Origin of the sequence: Sphingomonas sp. R86520 (assembly GCF_042466285.1) — a bacterium.
Taxonomy (GTDB): Bacteria; Pseudomonadota; Alphaproteobacteria; order Sphingomonadales; family Sphingomonadaceae; genus Sphingomonas.
The window spans coordinates 1,280,758-1,307,078 of sequence record NZ_JAXHBZ010000001.1; the positions used below are offsets into that span (position 1 = coordinate 1,280,758).

22 protein-coding genes are annotated in these 26,321 nt (G+C 66.3%); 18 read left to right on the top strand and 4 right to left on the bottom strand.

Features of this window, described 5'->3' with window-relative positions; all coding sequences use genetic code 11:
• Nucleotides 1–156: 156 nt before the first annotated feature.
• Entirely contained in the window at nt 157–372 is a 216-nt protein-coding gene (locus SJY41_RS05890; RefSeq protein WP_380779897.1) for a hypothetical protein, read from the bottom strand.
• Between the two features lie 38 nt (nt 373–410).
• On the opposite strand from SJY41_RS05890, the gene SJY41_RS05895 reads away from it, so the two are divergent.
• From SJY41_RS05895 to SJY41_RS05970, 16 genes are read left to right on the top strand one after another with little or no spacing between them, the layout of a single operon-like run.
• Entirely contained in the window at nt 411–1,751 is a 1,341-nt protein-coding gene (locus SJY41_RS05895) for an AtzE family amidohydrolase (protein WP_380779899.1), read from the top strand.
• On the top strand, nt 1,748–3,082 hold the full coding sequence (locus tag SJY41_RS05900) for an NCS2 family permease (protein WP_380779901.1): 1,335 nt from the start codon (nt 1,748–1,750) through the stop codon (nt 3,080–3,082). The genes SJY41_RS05895 and SJY41_RS05900 overlap by 4 nt, the downstream gene beginning before the upstream one ends.
• On the top strand, nt 3,079–3,978 hold the full coding sequence (locus tag SJY41_RS05905) for a 5'-methylthioadenosine/S-adenosylhomocysteine nucleosidase (protein ID WP_380779903.1): 900 nt from the start codon (nt 3,079–3,081) through the stop codon (nt 3,976–3,978). Before SJY41_RS05900 ends, SJY41_RS05905 begins: the two co-directional genes overlap by 4 nt.
• Before the next feature lies 1 nt (nt 3,979).
• Entirely contained in the window at nt 3,980–5,563 is a 1,584-nt protein-coding gene (locus SJY41_RS05910) for a gamma-glutamyltransferase family protein (protein WP_380779905.1), read from the top strand.
• Nucleotides 5,557–6,942, top strand: coding sequence for a Zn-dependent hydrolase (locus SJY41_RS05915; RefSeq protein WP_380779907.1), 1,386 nt, complete (start codon nt 5,557–5,559; stop codon nt 6,940–6,942). The genes SJY41_RS05910 and SJY41_RS05915 overlap by 7 nt, the downstream gene beginning before the upstream one ends.
• 43 nt (nt 6,943–6,985) lie before the next feature.
• Complete coding sequence (locus SJY41_RS05920) at nt 6,986–8,167, top strand: pyridoxal-phosphate-dependent aminotransferase family protein (protein WP_380784070.1); 1,182 nt, start codon at nt 6,986–6,988, stop codon at nt 8,165–8,167.
• On the top strand, nt 8,164–9,051 hold the full coding sequence (gene puuE / locus SJY41_RS05925) for an allantoinase PuuE (RefSeq protein WP_380784071.1): 888 nt from the start codon (nt 8,164–8,166) through the stop codon (nt 9,049–9,051). The genes SJY41_RS05920 and puuE overlap by 4 nt, the downstream gene beginning before the upstream one ends.
• Nucleotides 9,048–9,428, top strand: coding sequence for an oxalurate catabolism protein HpxZ (hpxZ, locus tag SJY41_RS05930; protein ID WP_380779909.1), 381 nt, complete (start codon nt 9,048–9,050; stop codon nt 9,426–9,428). Before puuE ends, hpxZ begins: the two co-directional genes overlap by 4 nt.
• Nucleotides 9,425–9,901, top strand: coding sequence for a 2-oxo-4-hydroxy-4-carboxy-5-ureidoimidazoline decarboxylase (gene uraD, locus SJY41_RS05935; RefSeq protein WP_380779911.1), 477 nt, complete (start codon nt 9,425–9,427; stop codon nt 9,899–9,901). The genes hpxZ and uraD overlap by 4 nt, the downstream gene beginning before the upstream one ends.
• Nucleotides 9,901–11,319: an FAD/NAD(P)-binding protein gene (locus SJY41_RS05940; protein WP_380784072.1), complete on the top strand. Its 1,419-nt coding sequence runs from the start codon at nt 9,901–9,903 to the stop codon at nt 11,317–11,319. Before uraD ends, SJY41_RS05940 begins: the two co-directional genes overlap by 1 nt.
• Nucleotides 11,316–11,648 (top strand): hydroxyisourate hydrolase, encoded by a 333-nt coding sequence (uraH, locus tag SJY41_RS05945; protein ID WP_380779912.1) that lies wholly within the window; start codon nt 11,316–11,318, stop codon nt 11,646–11,648. The genes SJY41_RS05940 and uraH overlap by 4 nt, the downstream gene beginning before the upstream one ends.
• A 1-nt stretch (nt 11,649) precedes the next feature.
• On the top strand, nt 11,650–13,095 hold the full coding sequence (gene xdhA, locus SJY41_RS05950) for a xanthine dehydrogenase small subunit (RefSeq protein WP_380779914.1): 1,446 nt from the start codon (nt 11,650–11,652) through the stop codon (nt 13,093–13,095).
• Complete coding sequence (gene xdhB / locus SJY41_RS05955) at nt 13,088–15,370, top strand: xanthine dehydrogenase molybdopterin binding subunit (protein WP_380779916.1); 2,283 nt, start codon at nt 13,088–13,090, stop codon at nt 15,368–15,370. Before xdhA ends, xdhB begins: the two co-directional genes overlap by 8 nt.
• Nucleotides 15,367–16,287: a xanthine dehydrogenase accessory protein XdhC gene (xdhC, locus tag SJY41_RS05960; RefSeq protein WP_380779918.1), complete on the top strand. Its 921-nt coding sequence runs from the start codon at nt 15,367–15,369 to the stop codon at nt 16,285–16,287. The genes xdhB and xdhC overlap by 4 nt, the downstream gene beginning before the upstream one ends.
• Nucleotides 16,287–17,600 (top strand): guanine deaminase, encoded by a 1,314-nt coding sequence (gene guaD, locus SJY41_RS05965; RefSeq protein ID WP_380779921.1) that lies wholly within the window; start codon nt 16,287–16,289, stop codon nt 17,598–17,600. Before xdhC ends, guaD begins: the two co-directional genes overlap by 1 nt.
• Nucleotides 17,597–18,745 carry a nucleoside hydrolase gene (locus SJY41_RS05970; protein WP_380779923.1) on the top strand — a complete coding sequence of 383 codons (1,149 nt, stop codon included), beginning with the start codon at nt 17,597–17,599 and terminating at the stop codon, nt 18,743–18,745. The genes guaD and SJY41_RS05970 overlap by 4 nt, the downstream gene beginning before the upstream one ends.
• On the opposite strand, the gene SJY41_RS05975 is transcribed toward SJY41_RS05970, so the two are convergent.
• Together SJY41_RS05975 and SJY41_RS05980 are read right to left on the bottom strand one after the other, a co-directional pair.
• The gene (locus tag SJY41_RS05975; RefSeq protein ID WP_380779925.1) at nt 18,738–19,694 is read right to left on the bottom strand and encodes a LysR family transcriptional regulator; all 957 of its coding nucleotides are present in this window, start codon (nt 19,692–19,694) and stop codon (nt 18,738–18,740) included. The genes SJY41_RS05970 and SJY41_RS05975 overlap by 8 nt on opposite strands.
• A gap of 223 nt (nt 19,695–19,917) precedes the next feature.
• On the bottom strand, nt 19,918–22,929 hold the full coding sequence (locus tag SJY41_RS05980) for a TonB-dependent receptor plug domain-containing protein (protein WP_380779927.1): 3,012 nt from the start codon (nt 22,927–22,929) through the stop codon (nt 19,918–19,920).
• Between the two features lie 579 nt (nt 22,930–23,508).
• Here SJY41_RS05980 and SJY41_RS05985 point away from each other — a divergent pair.
• Both SJY41_RS05985 and SJY41_RS05990 read left to right on the top strand, forming a co-directional pair.
• Nucleotides 23,509–25,137: a chloride channel protein gene (locus tag SJY41_RS05985; protein ID WP_380779930.1), complete on the top strand. Its 1,629-nt coding sequence runs from the start codon at nt 23,509–23,511 to the stop codon at nt 25,135–25,137.
• A gap of 85 nt (nt 25,138–25,222) precedes the next feature.
• Nucleotides 25,223–25,720, top strand: coding sequence for a DUF2141 domain-containing protein (locus tag SJY41_RS05990; RefSeq protein ID WP_380779932.1), 498 nt, complete (start codon nt 25,223–25,225; stop codon nt 25,718–25,720).
• A gap of 52 nt (nt 25,721–25,772) precedes the next feature.
• On the opposite strand, the gene SJY41_RS05995 is transcribed toward SJY41_RS05990, so the two are convergent.
• Nucleotides 25,773–26,315 carry a transcriptional regulator gene (locus tag SJY41_RS05995; RefSeq protein ID WP_380779934.1) on the bottom strand — a complete coding sequence of 181 codons (543 nt, stop codon included), beginning with the start codon at nt 26,313–26,315 and terminating at the stop codon, nt 25,773–25,775.
• Nucleotides 26,316–26,321 lie beyond the last annotated feature (6 nt).

Here is a 26,321-nt window from a genome sequence, read left to right on the forward strand (position 1 = left end):
CAACGGCCCGGACATATCATTGCTGTGGATCGGGAGGGGTGCGTCGGGCATCGACCACCAGATGTCGCGTTCCAATCCGGCCCCTCCTGGCGAAGCAGCATCGCAAATGGCGCGATTAAACGGCGTGACCAGCCCATCGTTCGCATCATGAGCATTTTAATCAATGCCGTCCGGTTTTTCCGCCGATGTTTCGCAGCCAACGGCGCTGACGACGGACCACGCGACCTCTCCGTTGGACACGATCTTCACGAACGTGCCAAGCTTCCCCGCACGGCGTACGAAGTCACGCGCGCGGCGAGCATCCGCGGGATGGTCATCCCTGACCCGTGCATGCCGGGCGTTCTCGACAATCTTGCGCTGCTCGACACCCATGCGAATACTCTCCTCGGCGATCCGCCGAGAGGCGGTCGATGATCGAGGCGTCGACGATCGCCGACGACGTTCGCGCTCGACGCGTCACGGCAACAGAAATCGTCGAGCGATACCTGATGGCGCTTGATACCGACGATCACGGGCTCGGCGCAGTCACGCGCATTCTCCACGATCGCGCGCGCCACGATGCCGGGCGCGTCGATGCAGCGATCGCAGCGGGTCGCGATCCAGGCCCGTTGGCCGGGGTACCGTACGGCGTGAAGGACCTGTTCGATGTTGCCGGCCTCCCGACCACCGCCGGCTCGTCAATCTACGCCGATGCGACTCCGGCACTGGCAGACGCCGAAGCGATCCGCCGCCTGGGGGATGCCGGCGCGATCCTGATCGCGACGCTCAACATGGACGAGTTCGCGTACGGGTTCGCAACGATCAACGCGCGCCACGGGACGACGCGCAATCCGCACGACCTCGATCGGCTGGCAGGTGGATCGTCAGGCGGGTCGGCCGCGATCGTCGCGGCAGGAATGCTGCCGTTCGCGCTAGGGTCCGACACGAACGGATCGATCCGCGTGCCGGCAAGCCTCACAGGACTTTACGGCCTGAAGCCGACGCATGGCGATCTGCCGATGGCAGGCGTCTTCCCCTTTGCCGAGAGCTTCGACGACATCGGCCCGTTCACGACGTCGATTGCAGATATGCGGTGCATCTGGAGCGTGTTGCACGGGGTAGTTGCTACTGAAAGCGAGCGTCGGTCGTTCAAAGTTGCGCAACTCGGCGGACGGTTTCCTCAGAATGCCGATCCCGATCAACTCGCGGCGCTCACCATGATCGCACCCGGTGCGGCCATACTCGACCTACCCGACATCGCCCGCGCGCGATCCGCGGCGTTCCTGATCACGGCTTATGAAGGCGGCAATCTACACCGCGCGGCATTGTCCAGGACTGCAATGGCGTTCGATCCCGCCACGCGCGACCGCCTGCTGGCAGGCACGTTGATCCCCCGAGCGCTATACGACGCCGCGCAGGCATTTCGCCACACTTTCAAGGTTATGGTCACCGATCTTGTCGCGCGATATGATGTATTGCTCGCACCGGCGACACCGTGCGTAGCGCCGTTGGTATCCGATCCACGTATCCTGATCGACGGCGTGCTCAAGCCCGCGCGATCCGACCTCGGCATCCATACCCAGCCGATCAGCTTTACCGGCCTGCCCTCGCTGTCGGTGCCGATGCGCAGACCGGGGCGGCTTCCACTCGGACTTCAACTGATCGGGCGACCGAACGGGGAGTCGACGCTGTTCGCATTCGCGGCCATGCTGGAAGCGCAGGGTTTGATCGGAACGTCTCCGCCACCTGACTATCGGGGGATAGAGACATGACGACGGCAAGTCGGCTCGACCGATATTTCGCGCTCACCGAACGCGGCACCTCGGCGCGCACGGAGGTGCTGGCGGGCTTCACCACCTTCCTGACGATGGCGTATATCGTGCTGGTGAACCCCGCGATCCTCGGTCAGGCGGGGATGCCGATCGCCTCCGTCGCCGCCGCGACCTGCTTTGCCGCCGCGTTCGGGTCTATCCTGATGGGCTTCGTCGCCAGCACGCCGCTCGCGCTCGCGCCGGGCATGGGACTGAACGCGTATTTCAGCTTCACCGTGGTGCAGCAGATGGGCGTGCCGTGGCCGGTCGCGCTGGGCTGCGTCTTCATCTCCGGCGTCGCGTTCCTGATCCTGACGCTCACCGGCGTGCGACAGTTGATCGTCGCGGTGATCCCGATGCACTTGTTCGCAGCGGTAGCGGGCGGGATCGGTCTGTTCATCGGCTTCATCGGCCTGAAGAATGCCGGTATCGTCGTCGCCAACCCCGCGACCTTCGTGGCGCTCGGCGACCTGAAGGCCCCCGGCGCCGTGCTCGCCCTATTCGGCCTGCTCTTGATCGCGACGCTCAGCGTCTGGAAGGTGCGCGGCGCGATGCTGATCGGGATCGTAGCGACAACCTTGGTCGCCTGGGTCTTCGGCCAGGTCACGGTGACGCCGGCGCCGTACAGCCTGTCCGCCCTCACCGGCACCGCGTTCGCGCTCGACCTGCCCGGTGTGTTCGGCCTGAGCGGCAAACACGGGCTCGGTCTGCTCGAAATCCTGTTCGTGTTCCTGTTCGTCGACCTGTTCGACAATATCGGCACGCTGGTCGCGGTCACGAAACGCGCCGGGCTGATGGACAAGGCCGGGCGCATCCCCGGCCTCAACCGCATCCTGATGGCCGATGCGGCGGCGACGATCGTCGGATCGATCGCCGGCACCAGCACGGTCACCAGCTATGTCGAGAGCGCGGCGGGCGTACAGGAGGGCGGCCGCACCGGGCTGACGGCGATCGTCACGGGCATCCTGTTCCTGCTGACGATGTTCGTCGCACCCTATGCGCAGATCGTGCCGCTGGCGGCGACCGCGCCCGCGCTGATCATCGTCGGCGGCCTGATGCTCTTGCCGCTGACCGAGGTCCAGTGGGAAGACCCGCAGGCCGCGATCCCCGCCTTCCTGACGGTGGCGATGATCCCGCTGACCTTCTCGATCGCCAACGGCCTCGCCTTCGGGATCACCGCCCATGCGGCGCTGAAACTGCTGCGCGGACAGGCGGAGCGGAAAGACTGGTTCCTGTTCCTGCTCGCCGGATTGTTCGTGGTCCGCTTCGTCTGGATGAGTGCCGGCGCATGAAGATACTCTGCCTCGCCCTGCTGGCGATCGTCGCCACGCCAGCTGTTGCCAAGCCGCTCGACCGGACGCCGCGCACCGTCGTGATGACCGCGTTCGCGCCCGAATGGGAGTCGCTCGCGCATTCGGTCGAGCGGCCGAAGACGTACAGGATCAACGGCCTGACGTTCCTGACCGGCACGATGGCGGGCAAGCCGGTGCTGTTGATGCAGAGCGGCGTCAGCATGGTGAATGCGGCGATGAACACGCAGCTCGTGCTCGATCGCTTCACGGTGCGGCGGGTCGTGTTCTCGGGCATCGCCGGGGGTGTCGATCCCGCCCTGTCGATCGGCGACGTCGTCGTGCCCGAGCATTGGGCGCAATATCTGGAAGTCTCGTTCGCACGGAAAGCCGGCGGAGGTTGGACACCGCCCGAGCCGCTCGATCCAGCCGCGCCAATAAGTTACGGGATGATGTTCCCGCGCGGCGTGAACGTCGGCAACGCGGTGGAGGCGGCCAAGCGCCATTACGACTTCCCCGTTGACCCGGGCTTGCTGGCGTTGGCGCGGAAGGTCGCCGCCGGCGTGACGCTGCGTCGCTGCGTGACCAAGGAGCGTTGCCTCGCGGAAAATCCCAAGATCGTCGTCGGCGGGACTGGCGTCAGCGCCAGCGTCTACGCGGACAACGCCGAGTTTCGCACCTACCTCACGAGCGCATACAAGGCAGACGTGGTGGATATGGAGAGCGCCGCCGTCGCCCAGGTCGCCTATGCCAACGCGGTCCCGGTGATCATATTCCGCAGCCTGTCGGACCTCGCCGGCGGCGACGCCGGCGCAAACCAGATGACGGTATTCATGGCGCTGGCGGCCGCGAACTCCGCCACAGTCGTCCGTGCGTTCGTCGCAGCGTTGCCGAACTGAGATGGCGCTCACGACCGTCACCGGCAACCACGGCATGGTGACCGCCCCGCATTACCTGGCGGCGGAAGCGGGCCTCAGGGTGCTGCGCGACGGCGGCAACGCGGTCGAGGCAGCGGTGGCGGTCGCGGCGACGCTCGCAGTGGTGTACCCGCACATGACCGGGATCGGCGGCGACGGCTTCTGGCTGATCTGCGAGCCCGATGGTCGCGTGCAGGCGGTGCATGGCTGCGGCGCCGCAGCGGCAAAGGCCGACTTGGCGCTGTATGCCGGCTTTGACGCCGTACCGACGCGCGGGCCGCTGGCGGCGAACACGGTCGCGGGGACGATCTCCGGCTGGGCGGCGGCGCTGGAGCAGACTGGCGGCACCCTGCCGCTGGAGCGATTGGTGCGCGACGCCATCGACCATGCAGAGTCCGGCGTGGCCGTCACTGCGGGGGGCGCGGCGATTGCAGCAGCGAAGGGCGATGAACTCCGCCGACAGCCCGGCGCATATGCCGCGATCTTCGAACCCGAGGGCCGCCCGTTGCAGATCGGCGATCGGCTTCGGCAACCGCTGCTGGCGCAGACTCTCCGCACGCTTGCCGCGGATGGTCTGGACGACTTCTATCGCGGCGGGCTTGCCGAACGGATCGCCGCAGATCTCGAGGCGCTCGGTAGCCCAGTAGCGCTCGGCGATCTTGCCGCACACCGCGCGACTCGACCCGTGCCGCTGACCGTCCGTATTAAGGGCGCACGCCTCTTCAACACCGCGCCGCCGACACAGGGCATCGCCTCGCTGCTGATCCTCGCCCTGTTCGACCGGCTCGCGGCCGGGGAAGGCGACGGCTTCGACCATGTCCACGGGCTGATCGAGGCGACCAAGCAAGCTTTCCTCTGGCGCGACCGGCATTGCGGCGATCCCGGCTTCATGACCGACGAACCGCAGGCATTGCTCGACGATTCCGTTGCGCTCGACGCCTTGGCCGCAAAGATCGACCCGATCCGCGCGCTGCCCTGGCCACAGCCGCCACAATGGGGCGATACCTGCTGGTTCGGTGCCGCCGATGCCGAGGGGCGCGTGGTCAGCGCGATCCAGTCAACCTATTTCGAGTTCGGCTCAGGGCTGGTCCTGCCCGGCACCGGCATCACCTGGCAGAACCGCGGCAGTTCGTTCCGCCTCGCCGAGCACGGCTGGAATGCGCTGAAACCCGGCCGCCAGCCCTTCCACACGCTCAACCCCGCGCTCGCGCGTTTCGACGATGGCCGGACGATGGCGTACGGCACGATGGGCGGCGAAGGCCAGCCGCAGACGCAGGCGGCGCTGTTCACCCGCTACGCGCGCTACGACAGCGATCTGCAGGCGGCAATCAGCGCGCCGCGTTGGCTGCTGGGCCGCACGTGGGGCGAGCAGAGCACGACGCTGAAGATCGAGGACGGCCTGCCGAACGAACTCTACGCCGCGCTCGCCGATGCCGGTCACGACGTCGAACGCGTCGGTCCGCTCACGGCGATGATGGGTCACGTTGGTGCCATCGTTCGCCACGCTGACGGCCGGTTGGAGGGCGCGACCGATCCCCGAAGCGACGGCGGCGTGGCGGCATGGTGAACGCCCTCCCTCCCGGCGGCGCGCGCGCGGTCGCCCGCTGCGACGAACTCGGCGTCGCGCCCTACAGTGACCTCCCCGATAGCCTCTACCGCGGCTACCTCACGCCAGCGCACCGCACCGCGATCGACCGCCTCGGAGCGTGGATGGTCGAAGCCGGCATGCAGGTCCGCATAGACCCCGCCGCTAACCTGATCGGGCGTTACGAAGGCCTCGTCCCCGACGCGCCGGCACTCGTGATCGGCAGCCACATCGACAGCGTTCGCGACGGTGGCAAGTATGACGGCCCGCTTGGCGTCATGCTCGGCATCGAAGCCGTCGCTGCATTGCAAGGTCGCCGCCTTCCCTTCGCGATCGAAGTCATCGCGTTCGGCGACGAGGAAGGCTCGCGCTTCCCCGCAGCAATGCTGACCAGCCGCGCGGTCGCCGGCACGCTCGACGCAGCCGCTCTCGACATGGTCGACGCGCAGGGTATTTCCGTTGCCGACGCGCTCGCCGAAATCGGCCTGGACGTCGGCGACTACCTGACCGCCGCCCGCAAGCCCGGCACAACGCTCGCCTATCTCGAAGCGCACATCGAACAAGGCCCACTACTCGAAGCCGAAGGGCTCGCAGTCGGCACCGTCACCGGCATAGCAGCGCAACTCCGCTACGAAATTACCGTCACCGGCACCGCGGGCCACGCCGGCACCACCTCCATGCCGCTCCGCCGCGACGCGCTCGCCGGTGCGGCCAAGATGATCCTCGCGGTGGAAACGATCGCCCGAGCTGCAGCCTCAGACCTCGTCGCGACTGTCGGCCGCATCGAGGCGTCACCCGGCGCCGCCAATGTCATTCCCGGCAGCGTGACCTTTACGCTCGACGTGAGATCGGGCGACGCCGCGCGACGCGACGAGGCCGCCGAGGAAATCTTCGAAGCGATCCGCGCGATCGCGGGCAATGAGGCATCCCCCTCTACCTTGTTCTCTCGCGAAGGCGGGAGCCCAGGGGTACCAGCGATACCGTTCGTGACTCCTGGACCCCCGCCTTCGCGGGGGAACGGCAGTTTTGCAGGCGATGGCGGCGTGGCCAGCCGCAACCTCGACCTCACGACAATCCTCATCCACGACCTCCCCGCCAGCCCGTGCGACCCAGCCCTCATGGACCTGATGGACGCCGCCACCGCCGCTGCCGGCCACCCCGTCCGCCGCCTCGTCTCCGGCGCAGGCCACGACGCGATGGTGATGGCCGCGCTCTGCCCGACCGCGATGCTCTTCATCCGCTGCCGTGGCGGGATCAGCCACAACCCCACCGAACATGTCGACCCTGCCGATGCAGACATCGCGCTACGAGTCATGTCCGGCTTCATCGACAGACTGGGAGCGTCCCTTGACCCTGCTTGACCCCCTGTTGTTCGGGGAAATCGACCCGCCACAGCGACTGCTGATGGGCCCCGGCCCGATCAATGCGCACCCGCGCGTGCTGCGCGCGATGGCGGCCGACCTGCTCGGCCAGTTCGATCCCGAGATGACCGCGTACATGAACCAGGTCATGGCGCTCTACCGCCCGGTCTTCGGTACGACCAACCCCTGGACGATGCTGATCGACGGCACCGCGCGAGCGGGGATCGAGGCTGCGCTCGTCAGCCTCGTCGCGCCCGGCGACACGGTACTCGTGGTCAATTTCGGCCGCTTCGGCCTGCTCCTGACGGAGATTCTCGCCCGCATCGGCGCGGTCGTCGAAACGGTCGAGGCACCCTGGGGTGAGAGCGTGCCGATCGACGCGATCGCCCACGCCATCGAGCGCACCGCGCCCAAAATTGTCGCCTCGGTCCACGGCGATACGTCCACGACGATGGCGCAACCGCTCGAAGGCCTCGGCGCGCTCTGCCGAGCCGCCGGCGCACTCAGCTATGTCGACGCCACCGCGACGATCGGCGGCATGGAGATCGCGACCGACCGCTGGGGGATCGACGTCGTCACCGGTGGCTTGCAGAAATGCCTCGGCGGCCCGTCCGGCTCGGCACCTATCACGATCTCCGACGCCGCCGCCGCACACATCGCCGCGCGCCGCCACGTCGAGCGCGGCATCCGGCGCGACGACATCACCGACGGCGCTGGCCCCCGCATAGGCTCCAACTATTTCGACCTCGCGATGATCATGGATTACTGGTCCGACAAGCGCCTCAACCACCACACCGAAGCCACCTCGATGCTGTACGCGGCAAGGGAGTGCGCGCGACTGGCGCTCGGTGAAGGGCTCGACGCCCGCTATGCCCGCCACGCCTCTGCGGGCCGCGCCATGACAGCAGGCCTGCGCGCAATGGGCCTGAGGGTCTTCGGCGACGACGCGCACCGGATGACCAACGTCACCGGCGTCTACATTCCCGAGGACGTCGACGGCGAGCGCGTCCGCACCGCGATGCGCGAGCATTTCGAAATCGAGATCGGCACCGCCTTCGGTCCGCTCCAGGGCAAGGTCTGGCGGCTGGGCGCGATGGGCTACAACGCGATGAAGCATAAGGTGCTGCTCACGCTCGCCGCGCTGGAGGCGTGCCTGAAGGCTGAGGGTTACCTGCTGCCCGACGGCGAAGCGGTAAAGGCGGCGCTCGAGGCATGGCACGCATGACGTTCGCGCGAGACCTGATCGGCTACGGTGCCGCACCGCCCGACCCGCAATGGCCCGGCGACGCCCGCGTGGCCGTGCAGTTCGTCATCAATTACGAGGAGGGCGCGGAGAACAGCGTCCTCAACGGCGACGCCGGCTCCGAGGCGTTCCTCTCCGAGATGGTCGGCGCAACGAGCCACCCGGATCGCGCGATGGCGATGGAGAGCCTCTACGAATATGGCGCGAGAGCAGGCTTCTGGCGCCTCCACCGCCTCTTCACCGAACGCACGCTCCCGGTCACGGTGTTCGGCGTCGCCCGCGCGCTGGAGATGAACCCGGCGGCAGTCGAAGCCATGCTCGCCGCCGGGTGGGAGATCGCAAGCCACGGGCTGCGCTGGATCGACTACCAGACCGTCCCCGAAGCCGTCGAACGCGCCCACATCGCCGAGGCGATCGCGCTCCACACCCGCCTCACCGGCACCCGCCCGCTCGGCTGGTACCAGGGCCGTACCTCCCCCAACACCGCGCGCCTCGTCGCTGAGGAAGGCGGGTTTGCCTATGATGCCGACAGCTATGCCGACGACCTCCCTTATTGGGACCGCCGACACGCAAAAGCACAACTGATCGTCCCCTACACGCTCGATGCCAACGACATGAAGTACGTAAGCCAGAACGGCTTTACCGAAGGCGACCAGTTCTTCCGCTACCTCCGCGACACGTTCAAGCAACTGCGCAGCGAAGGCGGCCGGATGATGTCGATCGGCCTCCACGCGCGTATCGCCGGCCGCCCGGCCCGCGCGCTCGCGCTCGCCAAGTTCATCGATCACGTCATCGCCAGCGGGGATGCCTGGGTCGCCCGCCGCATCGATATCGCGCGCCACTGGATGGAGGTGCATCCGGCATGACGATCGACGATCCAACCCTGCTCGCCGAAGTGACGCAGGCATTCGAGGCCTATGAGCGCGCGCTGATGGCCGACGACGTCGCCGCGCTCGACGCGCTGTTCCACGCCGCGCCCACCACCAACCGCTACGGCGTCGGCGAAGTCCTGTACGGCATCGACGCCATTCGCGCCTTCCGCAAAGGCCGCGGCGGCTCCCCCCAGCGCACGCTCGGCCGCGTCGCGATCACCGTCTACGGCGACGCTTACGCGACAGCCGACGCCGAGTTCCACCGCGACGGCAGCGACCGCCGCGGCCGCCAGACGCAGGCCTGGGTGAAGTTCGCCGACGGCTGGAAAGTGGTCTCCGCGCATGTCAGCCTCGAAGGGCCGACGCATTGAGCGCCGCGGACAAAGACGCGTTCGTCGCCCGCCACGCCGCCCTGTTCGAGCATTCGCCCTGGGTCGTCGAGCGCGCCGCCGAGGCGCTGCCCTTCACCGATGTCCACGCCGGACTGATGGCCTCGGTCTACGCCGCAAGCCCTGAGGAGCAACTCGCCCTGATCCGTGCGCACCCCGAACTCGCGGGCAAGGCTGCGATCGACCGGACCCTCACCGAGGCCTCAACCGCCGAACAAGCCTCCGCCGGCCTCGACCGCCTGACGCCCGCCGAGTTCGACCGCTTCCACGCACTCAACGCAGCCTATCGAGACCGGTTCGACTTCCCGTTCATCATCTGCGTCCGCCTCACCGACAAGGCCGGCATCCTCGCCGCAATGGAGCAACGTCTCGCCAATTCGCGCGACATCGAGATCGCCACGGCGCTCGATCAGATCGGCAAGATCGTTCGGCTACGGCTGGAGGACCTCCCGTGATCGGTCTCCCCGGACTCGAAACGGACCTGGCCCGCCAACTCGCGCTGATCGGCCACGGTGGCGCCGACTGGACCCGGCCCCGCACGCGTCCCGAAGGTCACGTCCACGACGTCGTCATCGTCGGCGGAGGCCAGAGCGGCCTCGCCGTCGCGTTCGGCCTGTTGCGTGAACGAGTCTCGAACATCCTTATCATCGACGAGAACCCGGCCGGCTATGAAGGCCCATGGGACACGTACGCACGGATGATCACGCTGCGTACGCCAAAGGGTCTCAACCCGATCGACTTCGGCGTCCCGGCGCTGAGCTTCCGCGCCTGGTACGAAGCGCAGCACGGCGCCGACGGCTGGGACGCACTCGACAAGATCCCCCGTGGTGACTGGATGGCGTATCTCCGCTGGTACCGCCGCGTGCTCGCGCTCCCGGTCCGCAACGACGCCAAGCTCGACTTGGTCGAACCCCTCGAAGAGGGCCTATATCGCCTTAGCATCGTCGGCCAAGCGCCTCTAATAGCGCGCAAAGTGGTGCTGGCAACCGGCATCCAGGGTGGCGGTGAATGGCACGTCCCGCCGATGATCGCCGACGCCCTGCCCCGCACACTTTACTCACATACCAGCGAGCCGATCGACTATGCCGCGCTTGCGGGCAAGCGGATCGGCATCCTCGGTGGCGGCGCGTCCGCGTTCGACAACGCCAACGCCGCGCTGGAAGCGGGCGCCGCAGCAGTCGACGTTTTCATCCGGCGCAAGACTCTCCCGCGTATAAACCCGATCCGCCACATGGAGCGCGTCGGCTTTACCGGCCGCTATCTCGCGCTCCCCGATGCCGACAAATACGCGGTGATGACGGCGTTCCTCGGCCATAACCAGCCGCCCACCAACGACACGTTCGCGCGCGCCGCCGCATGGCCGGGCTTCGCGCTGCATCTCGGCGCGCCCTGGCTGGCTGTCGCGGCCGAGGATGGCACCGTCCGCGTGACGACCCCGCAAGGCGATCACGCATTCGATTTCGTCGTCCTATCGACCGGCCTAGTCAGCGATTCCGGCCTGCGCCCCGAACTGAAGCTGGTCGCCGACAAGATCGCCCGTTGGGCTGACCGCTTCACACCACCGTTCGGCGAAGCCCACGCGCTGATCGACGCGCATCCCTATCTCGGCGCCGGCTTCGAATTGCTCGCCCGTGACCCGGCGGATGCACCCAAGCTGCACGGTCTCTTCGCGTTCAACTACGCCGCGCTCGTCAGCCTTGGCTTGTCCGCGTCGGCGCTGTCAGGCCTCCGCACCGCACTCCCCCGCGTCGTGAAGGGCATCACTGACCAGCTCTTCCTCGACGACCGCGAAGCCTTGGTCGCCGACTTGCTCGCGTATGACGAACCCGAGTTTCTCGGGGAATGGTCCCCCGCTCAGGACACCGCAGCATGACGACCCTATCGACCCACGTCCTCGACACCGCCCACGGCCGCCCTGCCGCGAAGGTCGCCGTCCGGCTGTCGACCGCGGTGGGCGTGTGGCTCTTCTCGGGCATCACCAATGCAGACGGCCGTTGCCCCGGTCTCCCGGCGATCGCGCCCGGCCGCTATCGTCTCGAATTTTCGGTCGCCAACTATTTCCGCGACGAAGGCGTGGCCCTGCCCGACCCACCCTTCCTGGACATCGTCGCCATCGACTTCGGCATCGCCGACGAAGCCGGCCATTATCACGTGCCGCTTCTCGTCTCCCCCTTCGCCTATTCCACCTACCGAGGCAGCTGAAGTGACCGTGCGTTTCATCCTCGACGACGAGATCATCGAACTCGGCGAGGTCGATCCGACTGCGACGTTGCTCGACCACCTACGCTATCGGATGCGCCGGACCGGCACGAAGGAAGGGTGCGCGGAGGGCGATTGCGGGGCGTGCACGGTCCTCGTCGGCGAACTCGCCCCAGAACGGGAAGGTGCGCGGGACGCGGTGACGTGGCGCGCGGTGAACGCGTGCATCCTGTTCCTGCCGATGCTCCACGGCAAGGCGCTGGTGACCGTCGAAAGCCTCGCAAACGACGGCGCGCTCAACCCCCTCCAGACCTGCATGGCGGAAAACGGGAGTTCGCAATGCGGCTTCTGCACGCCTGGCTTCGTCATGTCGCTCCATGGTCGCAGCATCGGTGCGGTCGGCCACGCGCTTCCGGTTGCCGACATCATCGCCGGAAATCTTTGCCGTTGCACGGGTTACGGCCCGATCCTCGCAGCCGGTGAGACCATCATGCCATCGACGCGCGAGGACGGCCCACTGGCCGCCAATCTCAAGGCGCTGGTCGAAATCGGCACCGTGTCCGGCAGCATCGGCGACCGTAAATGGTTCATCCCGCGCACCGCGGCCGCTCTTGCCGAACTCCTTGCAGAACACCCCGGAGCACGCCTCGTCGCGGGCGCGACCGACGTCGGCCTCTGGGTCACCAAGGGTTTGCAGACGATCGATACGGTGATCTTTCTGGGCGATATACTGGAGCTGGCCCGGATCGAAGAAAACCCGGATGGCCTGACGATCGGTGCCTCCGTCCGCTATGCCGACGCGCACGATGCATTCGTCCGCCTCCACCCCGATCTCAGCGAACTCACTCGGCGGCTGGGTGGTCTCCAGATCCGCAACGCCGGCACGATCGGCGGTAACATCGCCAACGGATCGCCGATCGGCGACGGCCCGCCTGCCTTCATCGCGCTCGGCGCGACGCTGACGGTGCGCGGCATCGACGGTCGCAGGACGATACCGCTCGATGACTATTTCATCGCCTATGGAAAGCAGGATCTCCGCCCCGGCGAATTCGTCGAAAGCCTCCACATCCCCCGCCCCGGCCGCGACGACGTCATTCACATCTCGAAACTCGCACGCCGCTTCGACAGCGACATCACCGCGATCTGCGGCGCGTTCAAGCTGACCGTCCGCGATGGCCAGATCACAAACGCGCGCGTCGCGTTCGGTGGCATGGCAGCGACACCCAAACGCGCCGGTGGATGCGAGACCGCGCTGGTCGGCCAGCCCTTCACCCTCGCCACGATCCAGGCTGCGATGGACGCCCTCCGCACCGATTACGCGCCCCTCACCGACGTCCGCGGATCAGCCGCCTACCGCATCGAAGCCGCCGCCAACCTGCTGCTTCGCCTCTGGTACAAGGCGCAGGGCGAAACCGTCTCCGTGCTCGACCTGGAGTCCGCCGGTGCCTGATCACGCGCCAAAACCCTCCAACCCGCACGACAGCGCCCGCCTTCACGTCAGCGGCGCCGCGCTCTACGTCGATGATGTCGCTGAACCCCACGGCATGCTGCATCTGGCGTTCGGCCAAAGCACCGAAGCGCACGCCGGCATCACCGCGATCGACCTCGCCGCTGTTCGCGCCGCGCCCGGCGTCGTCGCCGTTTTCACCGCCGCCGACATCCCCGGCGCCAACAACGTCGGCCCGGTCGCGAAAGACGACCTCCTGCTTGCCGACGGTGAAGTCCTGTACGTCGGCCACCCCGTCTTCCTCGTCGCCGCCACCAGCCAGCGCGCCGCCCGTGCCGCTGCCCGGCTCGGCTCGATCACCTACGAACCCCGCCCCGCCAGCCTGACGATCGAAGCAGCCCGCCACGCCCGATCGCTGATCGAACCGACCCAGCGCATGGCCCGCGGCGACGCCCGCGCCGCGCTCGCCAAAGCCCCGAACCACCTCAACGGCGGCTTCACCATGGGCGGCCAAGATCACTTCTACCTCGAAGGGCAAGTCGCGATCGCCACCCCCGGCGAGGACGGGCAGGTCCACATCCTCAGTTCCACCCAGCACCCGAGCGAGATCCAGCATCTCGTCGCGCACATTCTCGCCCGCAACTCCGCCGACATCACCGTCGAGGTCCGCCGGATGGGCGGCGCATTCGGCGGCAAGGAGACGCAGGCCGCCGCGTTCGCCGCTGCCGCCGCTTTGGTCGCCGACACGACCGGCCGCCCGGCAAAATTTCGCTGCGACCGCGACGACGACATGATCATGACCGGCAAGCGGCATGACTTCCAGATCGCCTACGATGTCGGTTACGACGATGAAGGCCACATCCTCGCGCTGCAACTCCGCTTGGCCTCACGCTGCGGCGCGACGGTCGATCTTTCGCCCGCGATCAACGACCGCGCAATGTTCCACTGCGACAATTGCTACTGGCTGCCCGATGTCGAGATCCTGTCCGAACGGCTGAAGACGAACACCGTCTCCGCCACCGCCTTTCGCGGCTTCGGTGGCCCCCAGGGCATGCTGGCGATCGAGCGCGTGATCGATGACGTCGCCGCGCATCTCGGCCGCGATCCGTTGGAGGTCAGGCTCGCCAACCTTTACGCCCCCGGCCGCGACACCACGCCCTACGGCATGACAGTCGCCGACAACATCGCTCCGCAACTCATTGCCATGCTTCGCGAAAGTGCAAGTTACGATGCGAGACGGCAGGATGTCGCAGCCTTCAACGCGCGCAGTCCCATCCTCAAGAAGGGCATCGCGCTCACCCCCGTCAAATTCGGGATCAGCTTCACGACAACGCATCTCAACCAGGCCGGCGCGCTGGTGCACGTCTATGCGGACGGCAGCATCCAGATCAATCACGGCGGCACCGAGATGGGCCAGGGCCTCTACATCAAGATCGCGCAGATCGTCGCCGACGTCTTCGCGGTTCCGGTATCGCAGGTCCGCATCACCGCCACGCGCACCGACAAGGTCCCCAACACCTCGGCCACTGCGGCCTCCTCCGGTGCCGACCTCAACGGCATGGCCGCCTACAACGCAGCCGTGACGATCCGCGATCGCCTGACCGATTTCCTCACGCGGACCCTCCATTGCCCGGATGTGCAGTTCACCCCGGGAGGCGTGGTCGCAGGCGCGGAGACCCTCACTTTCCGCGAACTCGCCAGAAAAGCGCATATGGGCCGAATCTCGCTCTCCGCGACCGGTTATTACGCGACCCCCGGCATCGCCTATGACCGCGCCGCGCACCAGGGCCGCCCGTTCTTCTACTTCGCCTATGGAGCAGCGCTCGCCGAAGTCGCGATCGACACGCTCACCGGCGAGCACAAGGTGCTGGCCGTCGATATCCTCCACGACATCGGCCGCTCGCTCAACCCGGCGATCGACATCGGCCAGATCGAGGGAGGCTTCCTCCAGGGCCAGGGCTGGCTGACCACCGAGGAGCTCGTATTCGACGCGAAGGGCCGGCTGCTCACGCACTCGCCCGCAACGTACAAAATCCCGACCGCGTCCGACCGCCCGCGCCACCTGACCATCACGCTATGGGATGGTGAGAACCTCGAACCGACGATCGGCCGTTCGAAGGCGGTCGGCGAGCCCCCCTTCATGCTCGCCATCGCCGTCTTCTCCGCGCTGAACCACGCCGTCGCCGCCACCGTTCCTGACAAGCGCAGCCTGCCGCCGCTAAACGCGCCCGCCACTCCCGAAGCGATCCTTCGCGCCATCGCCGGCCACCGCGCATGATCGACTGGCTGACCTGGCTGCGCGACATCGCGCCGCGCGAACCTTCGGCGATGATCAGCATCCTCGCCAGCGAAGGCTCGGCGCCACGCGGTGCCGGCACGCGGATGCTGGTCACGGCAAGCGCGCTCCACGGCACGATCGGCGGCGGCCAACTCGAATACCGCGCTGTCGACCAGGCGCGGGCCATCCTCGCCCACCCCGTCGGAAGCTGGCGCGTGCAGGATTATCCGCTCGGGCCGTTGCTCGGCCAATGCTGCGGCGGACGCGTACGGCTTCTGGTCGAAAATATCGATCCGACAGGACTGGCCTGGATCGCCGACGCCGCCGAGGAACGTGTCCTCGTCTCACTACTCACCCCCACCGGGATCGAGCGCCGCATCAGCCGCGATGCGGTTCCGATGTCACAGTCCGCCAGGGGCCCCGCCCCGCTCGCCGGCACCAGTTTCGCCGAGATCGTCGGCCAGCGCAGACGTCCGATCTATCTCTTCGGCGCCGGCCATGTCGGCCAGGCCATTGCCCGCCACGCCGTCAACCTGCCCTTCCGCCTGGCCTGGTTCGACACCCGCCCGGTGTTCGAAACGATCGACGGCGTCGCGATCGTCCCCGAGCCGTCGATCGCGACGTGCGTGGCGGAAGCCCCCGCCGACAGCGCGATCCTGATCCTCACGCACGATCACGCTATCGATTACCAGCTGACCAAGGCCGCGCTCGAACGCTCCCCGGTGGCGTTCGTCGGCCTGATCGGATCCGCCACCAAGCGCGCCCGCTTCGACGCAAGGCTCGATCGCGAAGGCATTCCCGTCGATGCCAGGGCGCGCCTGACCTCGCCGATCGGCATCGCCCGCGTGGCCGGCAAGGAGCCCGACGTTATCGCCATCTCCACCCTCGCCCAACTCCTGCAACTGACGAGCCCCTGATGCGCAAGGCCTTCCGCGGCGAGATACTCTCCGTCGCCCACGATCCCCGCGACGATCCGGATGCGGTCCGTCACGAAGCCGACGGGCTCCTCATCGTCGAGGACGGCATTGTCGTCGCTCGCGGCCACCACGCCGACCTCGCCGACCGCTTCGCCGACGTCCCGACCGAGACGCTGCCCGGCCTTATCGTGCCCGGCTTTGTCGATGCGCACGTTCATTACCCGCAGATGGACCGCATCGCCTCGCACGGCGCGCAGTTGCTCGATTGGCTCGACCGCCACATCTTCCCCGCCGAGCGCGCCTTTGCCGAACGCGCGCATGCCGATGCGGTGGCGAGCGCATTCCTCGACGAACTCCTCCGTAACGGCACGACCAGCGCGCTCGTCTTTCCAACCGTGCACGCGCATTCGGTCGACGCGCTGTTCGAGGCCGCACGGGAGCGCAACATGCGCGTGATCTCCGGCAAGGTGCTCATGGATCTCGGTCCCGATGGCCTCGCCGACACCCCCGACCTCGCCCGCAGCGAAACCGAGGACCTGATCCACCGCTGGCGAAACAAAGGACGGCTCGGCTACGCGGTCACGCCGAGGTTCGCGCTCACGTCCTCCGACGACCAACTCCGCGTCGCCGGCGACCTCGTGGCCGCGTATCCCGACGTCCTGCTGCACACCCATCTGTCCGAGAACGTCCACGAATGCGCCGCGGTCGCCGCGCGGTTCACCGACGCGCGCGACTATCTGGACGTCTATGACCGGTTCGGGCTGGTCGGTGCGCGCTCGGTGTTCGCGCACGGCGTCCACCTTTCCGACCGTGCCTGCACCCGTCTTGCGGAAAGCGGCGCCGGTGTCGCGGTCTGCCCTAGCTCAAACCTGTTCCTCGGCTCCGGCTTTTTCGACTTCGGCCAGGCCGACGCGCACGGCGTCCGCCTCGGCCTGGGCACCGACGTCGGCGCGGGCACGAGCTTCTCGATGCTCCACACCGCCGGGCTCGCCTACCAGGCCGCCCTCGCCCGCGAGGATCCGCTCGATCCGTTCCGCGCGCTCTACCTCGCCACCGCGGGGAGCGCGGCGCTGCTCCATATCGACGACCGCGTCGGCAGCCTCGAACCCGGCCAGGAAGCCGATTTCACGGTCCTCGACTGCGCCGCGACACCGTTGCTGGATCGGCGGACACACGGCGCCACCCTCGCCGAACGCCTGTTCGCGCTCCAGATCCTCGGCGACGACCGTGCAATCTATCGTACCTATGTCCTCGGCAATTGCGCGTGGGACAAGATGACAGGATTCACCGCGCGGATCATGGAGGCCTCATGACCAAGACACCACTTGCTCGCCACATATGGCACGGTTTCCGGCGGCTTATGCTGTGCTGCGCGATCTGCTCGGCCGTGACCGGTCTTGCAGAGGCATCGCCCCGGAAAGTCATCGTCGACGACGAGGGCTTCGGGCTGATGCACCTCATGCTGCTCGATGCGCCGGACGTCGAGGTGCTGGGCATCACGACAGTCTCCGGCAATGTCTGGGCCAATCGCGCCACCGCGCTCGCGCTTCGCGGCACGGAGGTCGCGGGCCGTACCGATGTGCCGGTGATCGAAGGCGCGACCTACCCGTTGCTGAATTCCGAGGCGCTGACCGATCGCTGGGAGGCGTTGTACGGCAAGCTGACCTGGAAAGGCGCTTGGATGAAGGCTTGGGTCGCGCCGACCCAGCAGAGCACGCCAGCGTATTTCGGCCCGACCGATCCCGTCCTGCTTCCGGGCGGCAATGCCGTGGTGAAGCCATTGCCGGAGATCGCGGCGCTGTTCCTCATCCGAATGGTCCACGCTCATCCCGGCGAGATCACCATCGTCGCGGCTGGTCCTCTGACAAACCTTGCTCTGGCTCAGCGCTTGGACCCGAGTTTCGCCGGACTGGCGAAGGAACTGGTCTATATGGGCGGCAGCCTGAACCCACGGCAGAAGCTCAGCGACCGATCCGCCGACGACTTCGCGCGCGAATATGTCAACACGCCGCGCCGCGAGTTCAACATCCGTTTCGATCCAGAAGCCGCGAGCATCGTCCTGCACAGCCCCTGGAAGCAGGTCACGCTCGTCCCGGTCGATCCTGCGACGGCGACGCAATTGAGTACCGACCTGCGCGCGCGCCTCGCCAAGGTTGCAGACCCCGCGATCGCCAAATTCATCATGGCGATGGAACCGGGCTTCCCGCTGTGGGACGAACTTGCCGCGGGAGTCTGGCTGGATCCGACGATCGTCACCGCGCGGGAAAAGCTTTTCGTCGACGCCAATACGCAATTCGGCGCGGGCTATGGCGACCTGCTTTCCTGGGACAAGGGCTATCAACCCGGTCTGGGCGAGCAATATGTCGACGTCGTTCGCGCGGTCGATCCGGCGCGGCTGGAGGCTTTGATGACAAGGCTGATCGCCCGGCGCGCGCGATCGTTGCGGACGGCTAGATGACCGGCCGTTGCTCCTCCGTATCGATGCCGGCTTCCATCGAGGCGGGATAGCTCAGTTGCGCAAAGCCGTTCTCGATCTCGCGCAGCACGATCCCTGCGGCAAAGGAGGGCGTCCGCGCCGACGACGTGCAGAGCGCTAGGATCATCGGCTTCAGGACCGCGTCCGATATCCGGGTGAAGGACAACAGCCCGCGACGAACCTCGGTCGTCACGTCGATCGACGTCAAAACGCCGATGCCGACGCCCTGCAATACCAGCGACGTGATCATCTGAATGTTGTCGGAGGTCACGGTCCGATCGGCAACCAGGCTGGTGATACCCTCCAGCACCGCAATCTGCTGGCAGACCGCCAGTGGTTCGGCAGGAACGATCAGGGTGGACCCCGCGCACGCGGAAAACCGCGCTTCCCGTCGCTGTCCCAGGGGATGGCCGGCCGGCGTCAACAGTCCCAGCACGACCTCCACGAACGCGCGCACGGTGATGCCGCGAAAGGATTGCGGCTCGAAGAATATCCCGAAGTCGACTTCGCCGCTGAGAATGGCACTGCGTACCGCGTCGTTGTTCAGCACCTTGATACCGATCGTGATCCCCGGATACTTGCTCTGGATCGCGTGGATCGTGGCGGGAATATAGCCCTTGGCGAGCGCGTCGATGATCGCAATGTCGACATGGCCGCGTTTGAGCCCGCGCAGATCCTCTATCTGCGTACGGACATCGGCCAGTTCCTTTTGCCACTTCAACCCCGACGCCATCATGATCTCGCCGGCGGCCGTCAGCCTCAGCCCGGTCGGAAGCCGTTCGAACAACGGCAGCTCCATTTGCGCCTCGACGTTCAATATCTGCCGATCGATCGCCGATGCCGAAACATTCAGAACATCGGCGGCCTTCCTGATCGATCCCAACCGCCCAACCGCGATGAAGTAGCGCATGAAACGTGAAAAGGCCGGCATGGGGCTCTCAATTTATTGCATCGGGCTGCGGGTTCATTGCACCTGACGGCGGTGCGTCAAGCCCCACGACGATAAACCTTTCCCCGCCCCGAAGGCGCTCCCGCTGCTTCTCGGGCACCGAAGCGCGACCGCCGTCGTCGCGTTCGACTAAGGCGCCGACGACGGAGCAACGAAAAAGGGCAGCTTCTCGCGAAGCTGCCCCTGTCCTGGTCATGGAAGGTGATCAGAACTTGAAGTTTGCACCTGCACGGAACGTCCGCCCGATCAGACCGGCATAATGCCATGTGGTCAGGAAGTTGGGCGAGCTTGCGTAGGACGCCGGCGCGATCGGAGCGCGTGCACCGAGAATGTTCCCCACATTGCCGAAGAACGAGAAGTCGTCGCTCACCGCGACCGTCGCGTTCAGGTCGACGTTGATGAAGCTGTTGACGTAGCAGAAGCGATCGACCGGAACCCCTGCCTGCGACGACTTGTAGAGGCTGTTGGTGCACGACGTGTCGAGGCTGCCCTGGTCGGTCGCGACCGCCTTGATCTTGCCGACGTAATACGCGGTCGCGGTCAGCGAGAATTTGCCGGCCTCGATCGTGTTCTGCCAGTTACCGCGCCAGTTCGGCGTGCCGTTGCCCGACGACAGGTCATAAGGACCCATCGTGCCGGCGTATTTCTGCACGCCCTGTGCCGTGTGGCGATCATACTGAATGATGTAGGTCGCTTCGACCCGGCTGGTGAAGCGGAGCCCTTCGGCCAGCGGGATACGGGCCGTTCCCGAGAAATCGAGCCCGGAGGTCTTGTCGAAGTTCACGTTGACGAACGGTGCGTTGATGATGAGCAGCCGCGGCAACGCGTTCGGGAAGGCCGGATCGATGCCGTCGACCGTGTTGACCGAATAGCCCGGTCCGACCGCGGCTACGGCAGCGGTCGCGGCCGCCAACGTCGACTGCTTGTAATAAGCGACGATCGCGTCACCCGCGAGCGGACCGTTGGCGATCAGGTTCGACTTCTTCACGTTGTAATAGTCGACCGTCGCGCTGAACCACGACGTCGGCTCGACGATGATGCCGCCCGTGAAGCTGCGCGACGTTTCCGGCTTGAGGTCGGGATTGCCGACGAACCCACGGCCGACCGAATAGGAGAGGTTGTACGGATTGCCGCCGGTGACGCAGGTGTTGGTTGCCGTCGCCGAGCCGCCATGCGCCGCGCAGAAATTGCCCGGAGGCTGGGTCGTGACGAAGCCGGCATATTGCGACCGCGGACCGGACTCGGCGAACGTCGGCGCGCGGAACCCTTGCGAATACGTACCGCGAACCGCGAACTGGCGGATCGGCGTGAACTTCATGCCGATCTTCGGCGAGAAGCGACCAAAACCCTCCGAATAATGATCGTAGCGGCCCGAACCGTTGATCTCGAGGATATCGAGCACGGGCGCCTGGATTTCGAAATAGCCCGCCGAAACCGTGTGCTTGCCGAACGCCGACGAGGTCGTGAGGCCGTAGGTGTCGAGCAGCGCGTTCTGATTGTTGTTGACCAGCGATTCACGACGCACCTGGCCGCCAACGGCGACCATCAAGGGGCCACCCGGCAGCTGGAACAGCTGCTTGGTGATGGCCGCATCGAGCGAGTACATCTCGGAGTGCGATGGCGTGATCTTGTCCGGCGATACGAAGTCGCGCACCGTCTGCGAGTTCTGCGACGGATTGACGAAGTTGTACGCGCCAGTGTTGATCGCGGTGAGGATGTTGGCGATGTTCAGATAGCCACGCTGGACGATTTCCAGATTGTCGCGAGCGTAGACGCCATCGACTTTCCAGGTCCAGTCGTCGCCGACGCTGCCATGCAGGCCACCGGCGAAGCGATACACCTCGTTCGTCCGGTCGCTGCCGGCATCGATGTCGCCGAACGAATAATAGAGGCGCGCAGCGCCGTTGGCGGGGGCGTTGGCGAACGCCGCGGCGTAGGGATTATTCGGGTTGAGCTGACGGCCGGGCGCGCCGGGAACCGCGCAGTTGATGCCCGACGTGCAGATATAGACAGGCAGGACGATGCCGGGGTTGCTCGATGCCAGCGACGGGGCACCACCATAAGGCTGCGTGTTGCGCAGCGCGCGCGGCGCGTTGTTGATGCTCACATAGCTGTTCGAGTAGCTGCCGGTCAGGTAGCCCTCGACATTCTCCGCCAGCCGCACGCTGATGCGTCCGTTGATCGAATATTTACGCTGCAGCGGCGCAAGCTGGAAATACTCGTCTTCCAGATTGTGCTTGCAGCCGACGCCGTTGGCGCCGCCGGTCTGGGTGTAGGTGCCGCCGGTGCAATTGCCGAGGTTCAGCGTCGTGTAGTTGGTGTTGAACAACGCGGTGCCACCGCTCAACGGGTTGTTGAGGTTGGATTGCGTGGTGCGCACGACGACTGCATTCGGGGTCGCAGTGGTCAGCGAATTGTCCGCGCCGTTATTGTCGTTGCCACCAATCGAGGTGAGATCGCGGTTGTTATAGGGAAAACCGCGGCTGTGGTTGCTGACGCGACCATCCTGCTGGAATTCGCCGTTGAGATAGACGTTGAACCCCTTGTCCGCATAGTCGCCATAGCCGATCGTCAGGTTCGCACGCTGGCGGCCCGCGTCACCATGGCTGCTGGCGCCGGCTTCCACCGTGCCGGCGATACCGGTGAACTGCTTCTTCAGGATGAGGTTGACCACACCACCGATCGCGTCGGCACCATAGGTCGACGAGGCGCCGTCCTTGAGTACTTCGACGCGCTCGATCAGGCTGAACGGGATCGAATTGAGATCGACGTACGAGTTGTGCCCATCGTCGTTGATCGGGAAGTTGGCGGAGCGCAGGCCATCGACCAGCACCAGCGTCGACGATACGCCGAGACCACGCAGCGATACGGCGACGCCGCCCGCCGAGAAGCCGCTCTGGAAGCCGACGCCGATCGAGCCGCCACTGTCGGCCGAGACCGAGCGGATCGCTTCGGCTGCCGTCGTGATACCGGCTTTCGCCAGAGTATCCGCCGTCAGCACCGTGACGGGCGACGGCGTTTCGGTGTTGGCGCGACGAAACAGCGAGCCGGTGACGACGATGTCCTGAGCCTGCTCGGCCTCCTGGTCGGCTGGAGCATCGACGCTCCCGGCCGGTACGGTCTGCGCGAAGACGGGGCTGCTCAAGCTCAGCAGGATGGCGAGCGGCGCCGCACCGGCAGACAGACGTATGGCGTTGGCACGATTGAACGAGCGCATAATTAGTTTCCCCCGATTACACGAGGATCGTCGTTGTCGACGCCCCCGCGAGACACCCCCCGGTGCCCTACGGGTGTTCTCTTGTCGGACGCATGCAGCGGTGTAAATCCAGATTAAGACCGAAGTGGCACTTTGCGACAGACTGTTACCGATGCGCAACATTTGTCGCCGGTTCGATCGTTCCACCATTCGCCGCTTCGGCGTACGCTTCCGGGAAGTCGGGATGTTGGCGCACCGAGGCCATCGAACCCACCGGCTCAAGGGGGATAAGGTCGCCGAGCTCAAGCTCAGGCGGCGCCGTTCGGCTGGTTGGTCGACGCATTGCGGTACCGCGGATAGGCGCGCCCCTGTCCGGACACGATGCCTCGGACAGGCGATGAATTTGCCGTCTAATCGACGACGAAGGATTGCCGGAGCGAGGGTCTGCTGGTGTAGACGAACTGGTCCGTCTCTCCAGCCAGGCGCCCGCCCCTGTCCGCTCTCTCGTCCCTCAAATGGATCCGCCGCCGCGTTCGCGCGAGCGAGGCGGCGTTCATCGTCCTGGCAACGATCGTCGGTGCAGCCGCAGGGCTGTTCAGCGTGCTGCAGGGCGCCGTCGCCCGGACGATGCAGCACGTGCTGTTCGGCCTGGCGTCGACCGCACGTCTGAGTGCGATGCCAGCCTTACCCCTCGCCTCGCTGATCATGCTGCCGATTGGCGGCGTGGTACTTGCCGCATTCTCCTGGGCGACACGTGCCCGCAAACGACCGCTGGTCGATGCGGTGGAGGCCAATGCGCTGCACGGCGGCCGGATGTCGGTGCCCGACAGCCTCGTGATCTCAGGGCAGACGATGCTGTCGAACGGCTTCGGCGCGTCGGTAGGACTCGAGGCGGCCTATGCGCAACTCGGTGGCGCGATCGGCTCGGTTGCGGGTCGCGTGGTCAACCTGCGACGCGCCGATCTCCGCAACCTCGTCGGCGCAGGTACGGGTGCGGCAATCGCCGCCGCCTTCGGTGCCCCGCTTGCCGGCGCATTCTACGCGTTCGAGATCGTCATCGGCGCCTACACGCCGACTGCGCTGGCACCGGTGGTCGCGGCGGCGCTGGCCGGCACGCTCGCCGCGCAACTGCTCGGCACCCACCCTTACGTGATCGACGCGGTATCGACGACGCCGATCGAAACGCATCACTATCTGGTCTATGCGGGACTGGGCGCGCTGTGTGCCGGGATCGGCATCGTGCTCATGCGCGCCGTCGCCCCGGTCGAAGCCGGCACCCGTCGCACTAAGCTTCCGGACTGGGCGCGTCTCGCGGTCGGCGGCGTGTTGTTGATCCCGGTCGCGCTAATCTCTCCGCAGGTATTGTCGGCAGGCCACGGCGCGCTTCATGCCGATCTCGCGCTCGGCGCACCGCTGGCGTTCATCGCGATGATCTTTCTTGCCAAAAGCGCGGCTTCGATCGTGTCCCTCGGCTTTGGTTTCCGCGGCGGGCTGTTCTTCGCATCGCTCTTCCTCGGGACACTCGTGGGCCATCTGTTCGCCGGCAGCCTCGCAGCGGTCGTCGGTTACGATGTGGTCGATCCGCGCAACGCGGCGCTCGTCGGCATGGCGGCGCTTGCCGTCGCGGTGGTCGGTGGGCCGATGACGATGGCGATGCTCGTGCTGGAGGCGACGCATGATTTTGCGCTGACCGGGGCGGTGCTGGCGGCGGCTCTGGTATCGTCGACGATCGTCCGCGAGACGTTCGGCTACAGCTTCTCGACGTGGCGCCTTCATCTGCGCGGCGAGACGATCAAGAGCGCGCGCGACGTCGGCTGGGTCAAGACGCTGACGGCCGGACGGATGATGCGCCGCGAGACCAAGGTGCTGCCGGCGGCGACGACGATCGCGGAGTTTCGTCGTCGCGTGCCGCTGGGCGCCACGAGCAGGACCGTGCTCGCCGATGGCGAGGACCATTACGCTGGCATCGTCCAGACGCCGACCGCCTATGCCGAAGGTCTCGATCTTCAGTCACCCGTGAGTGCGGTCGCCGTCGCCATCGACGCGGCGCTGACGCAGATGATGGACATCGCCGAGGTGATGCGCCGTTTCGATGCGTCGGCCGCCGACGAACTCGCCGTACTTGACGACGACCGGGCAGTGCTGGGCATCCTCTCGGAAACCTTTGTCAGGCGGCGCTATGCCGAAGAGCTCGAAAAGGCGCAGCGCGCGCTATTTGGAGAACGCTGACGTCCTGCGGTCCGATGTTGACCGTCTCCACCAAGCGTCAGATCCGCATTGATTCCACGACGCAGAAGAGCGAAAGCCGACAAGTATGATTGGTTTGTTCATCGCAGCATTGTCCGTAACGCCGAGCATCGTCGCGGAGCCAGCGAGCCACGACGCGGCGAAGTGCGCACCTGATGGTCAGCATCCGGCCATTCTCGTCGACGTCCGCGGGTTCAGGTCTCGTGCCGGCAACGTTCGCGTCCGCGTGTTCGGCGGGGCGACTTCGAGCTATTTCGACAAGAAACAGGCGTTGCTGCGGACCGAGATTGCGGTGCCGCGCCAGGGCCCGGTCGCGATCTGCATGCCGGTCGAGCGGCCTGGTATCTATGCCGTCGACGTGCGGCACGACATCAACGCCAACGGCAAGACCGATCGCGGCGACGGCGGTGGCGCGTCGGGCAACCCGCACGTCACGCTGTTCGACATGTTGTTCTCGCGCAAGCCCGATCCGAAGACCGTGCAGGTCCGTGTCGGCGCCGGCACGACCGTCGTTCCCGTCACGCTAAATTATCTTCAGGGCGGGTCGCTGAAACCGATCGAGTGACCCGAAGACAAGCCGACCGTTCGTTAATCCTGTTTCATCATTTCGTAGGCCGTCAACGCACCCGGGCACGTCGCCGCGCAGCTTCGTCACGCACGGCTATCCAACGCTGCCGTTCTTCTTCGGCGTCGGCAAGCGCGCGATGGGCGGGAACGCCGTGGCGGTCGCGCACACCTGTCAGCACGATGACGTCCTCGACCTCTGCGTCCAGCGCCTCGGCGCGGATCACGTCCATGAGCAGGCGTCTCGCAACGTCCCGTTGCGCGTCCTCGGTGTCGCGCAGACGTAACGTGTGACGCGGAATTCCGGCCGCGCGTAGGAGAGCACTCAGCCACTTGCCGTCCCAACTCGGCGCGGAGGCTAGGAGGTCGTGTTCCGCCAGGACCTCTACCATCCGGCGAGCGACGACATCATGCGGCGCCCCGTCGCGCTCCAGTTCCGCCCGCGATATACCATGTATCCGCTGTGCATCGTCGTTCCAGTCTTCCCATCCCGGCGCCGGGCGTATGAGATGGGTTTCGGAACCGCCGTCTTGAAACACCCAGGCGACTTCGATCGGGAAGCTGCGCTTGCCGAGCGAAGACGCTTCGAAGTCCATGAAGAC

What these genes read in the sequence shown, in the direction of transcription:
- SJY41_RS05890 (WP_380779897.1), bottom strand. Translation starts at nt 372, where the DNA reads ATGGGTGTCGAGCAGCGCAAGATTGTCGAGAACGCCCGGCATGCACGG.
- SJY41_RS05895 (WP_380779899.1), top strand. Translation starts at nt 411, where the DNA reads ATGATCGAGGCGTCGACGATCGCCGACGACGTTCGCGCTCGACGCGTC.
- SJY41_RS05900 (WP_380779901.1), top strand. Translation starts at nt 1,748, where the DNA reads ATGACGACGGCAAGTCGGCTCGACCGATATTTCGCGCTCACCGAACGC.
- SJY41_RS05905 (WP_380779903.1), top strand. Translation starts at nt 3,079, where the DNA reads ATGAAGATACTCTGCCTCGCCCTGCTGGCGATCGTCGCCACGCCAGCT.
- SJY41_RS05910 (WP_380779905.1), top strand. Translation starts at nt 3,980, where the DNA reads ATGGCGCTCACGACCGTCACCGGCAACCACGGCATGGTGACCGCCCCG.
- SJY41_RS05915 (WP_380779907.1), top strand. Translation starts at nt 5,557, where the DNA reads ATGGTGAACGCCCTCCCTCCCGGCGGCGCGCGCGCGGTCGCCCGCTGC.
- SJY41_RS05920 (WP_380784070.1), top strand. Translation starts at nt 6,986, where the DNA reads ATGGGCCCCGGCCCGATCAATGCGCACCCGCGCGTGCTGCGCGCGATG.
- puuE (WP_380784071.1), top strand. Translation starts at nt 8,164, where the DNA reads ATGACGTTCGCGCGAGACCTGATCGGCTACGGTGCCGCACCGCCCGAC.
- hpxZ (WP_380779909.1), top strand. Translation starts at nt 9,048, where the DNA reads ATGACGATCGACGATCCAACCCTGCTCGCCGAAGTGACGCAGGCATTC.
- uraH (WP_380779912.1), top strand. Translation starts at nt 11,316, where the DNA reads ATGACGACCCTATCGACCCACGTCCTCGACACCGCCCACGGCCGCCCT.
- xdhC (WP_380779918.1), top strand. Translation starts at nt 15,367, where the DNA reads ATGATCGACTGGCTGACCTGGCTGCGCGACATCGCGCCGCGCGAACCT.
- guaD (WP_380779921.1), top strand. Translation starts at nt 16,287, where the DNA reads ATGCGCAAGGCCTTCCGCGGCGAGATACTCTCCGTCGCCCACGATCCC.
- SJY41_RS05970 (WP_380779923.1), top strand. Translation starts at nt 17,597, where the DNA reads ATGACCAAGACACCACTTGCTCGCCACATATGGCACGGTTTCCGGCGG.
- SJY41_RS05975 (WP_380779925.1), bottom strand. Translation starts at nt 19,694, where the DNA reads ATGCCGGCCTTTTCACGTTTCATGCGCTACTTCATCGCGGTTGGGCGG.
- SJY41_RS05980 (WP_380779927.1), bottom strand. Translation starts at nt 22,929, where the DNA reads ATGCGCTCGTTCAATCGTGCCAACGCCATACGTCTGTCTGCCGGTGCG.
- SJY41_RS05990 (WP_380779932.1), top strand. Translation starts at nt 25,223, where the DNA reads ATGATTGGTTTGTTCATCGCAGCATTGTCCGTAACGCCGAGCATCGTC.
- SJY41_RS05995 (WP_380779934.1), bottom strand. Translation starts at nt 26,315, where the DNA reads ATGGACTTCGAAGCGTCTTCGCTCGGCAAGCGCAGCTTCCCGATCGAA.